Source organism: Veillonella sp. CAG:933, assembly GCF_000431435.1.
GTDB lineage: Bacteria > Bacillota > Negativicutes > Veillonellales > Veillonellaceae > Veillonella_A.
In genome coordinates, this window is sequence record NZ_HF986174.1 from 1 (window position 1) to 1,556 (window position 1,556).

Annotated in this window: 1 protein-coding gene; it reads left to right on the forward strand. The window is 33.5% G+C overall.

The genetic code is table 11. The annotated features are described in order from the left end of the window. Window positions 1–50 precede the first annotated feature (50 nt). Window positions 51–1,492, forward strand: a protein-coding gene (locus QZL64_RS03760) for an IS3 family transposase (protein ID WP_295245739.1) whose coding sequence is annotated in 2 segments (ribosomal slippage) — window positions 51–558 and window positions 558–1,492 — 1,443 coding nt in all. Because the reading frame shifts where the segments join, the coding sequence is not laid out codon by codon here. Window positions 1,493–1,556 lie beyond the last annotated feature (64 nt).

A 1,556-nucleotide genomic window follows, 5' to 3' on the forward strand; every position in this document is an offset into this window, starting at 1 on the left:
CCCCTTAAAGTTAGACCTAAAAATCTAATTTTAAGGAGGTCGGTTTTTTCATGTCAAAATATAGTTTTAAATTTAAGCTAAAAGTTGTTACAGCATATTTAAATGGAGAAGGCGGTGGCAGAACTCTAGCAAAAAAATATGGAGTCAAATCATATTCTCAGGTCAAAAGATGGATAAAAAATTATCAAGCATTTGGTGTGGAAGGACTTAAAGAAAGAAAATCTAAGACTAAATATACTTCTGAGTTTAAGCAATCTGTGGTAGAGTTGTACTTAACAAGTATCTTATCTTATCAACAAATAGCTTTACAGTACGGAATTAATAATCCAACATTAATTGCTCGATGGAAATCAGAGTATATAAAAGATGGTGTAAATGCCTTTGTTGAACGACCTAAAGGACGGCCACCCACTATGAAGAAATCTGAGACTAAGCAATCCAAGCCTAAGAAACCTATACGTATTAGTCAAAAAGAACTATCTAAATTAACACCTGAGCAACAACGAATTTTAGAACTGGAAAAACAATTGCGCTATGCTCAAATAGAGAATGCCTATTTAAAAGAACTGAGGAGGCTGCGACTCGAGGAAGCTCGAGAAATGAAAAAATCGCAAGAATCATCAACGGCCTCCGAAGAGAGTTCACATTAAAGGAGATTCTTGCGGCATTAAATTTTCCTAAGGCTACTTATATGTATTGGCAAAAGAGGTTCACTCGTGAAGATCCAGATTTAGCAATAAAAATAGAAATTGAAGAGATTCGAAAAACCAATCCCAATTATGGATATAGACGGTTATTACCCTTATTAAAACTTAAAGGGATAGTAATTAATAAAAAGAAACTGCAGCGTATCATTAAAAAGTTTAAACTTCAAATTACTACATATTCTCGCAAAAGCAGAAAATACAACTCCTACAAAGGCAAAAAAGGTACGGTTGCTCCCAATCGAATTCACCGTAAATTTGAATGTATATACCCCCATCAAAAAATCACAACAGATACAACTGAATTCAAGTATTATGAGGTGGGAGCTGATGGAGAATTAATAACAAGAAAATTGTATTTAGATCCATTTATGGACCTATATAATCTTGAAATACTAAGTTTCAGTATTTCACCGGCACCTTCAGCATCTGGTATTTTAATGGCACAAAGAAAAGCTATTAAAATAACAGAGGATGCTAAATATAGACGAACATTTCACTCTGATCAAGGCTGGGCGTATCAAATGAAAGAATATCAAAGGCTCTTAAAGAATAATAATATCTTCCAGAGTATGTCCAGAAAAGGAAATTGCTATGACAATTCGCCTATGGAAAACTTCTTTTCAATTTTGAAGCAAGAAATGTATTATGGAAAAACATTTCATAGCTACAAGGAATTAGAAACAGCACTTACTCAATATATACTCTATTACAATGAAAAACGAATAAAAGAGAAGTTGAATTGGCTAAGTCCGGTAAAGTATCGCTTAAAGAATACAGTAGCATAAAAAATTCCGAGAAACCTATTCAGGCTTCTCGGAAATAAAAGTCTAACTTTTTGGGGTCACTACA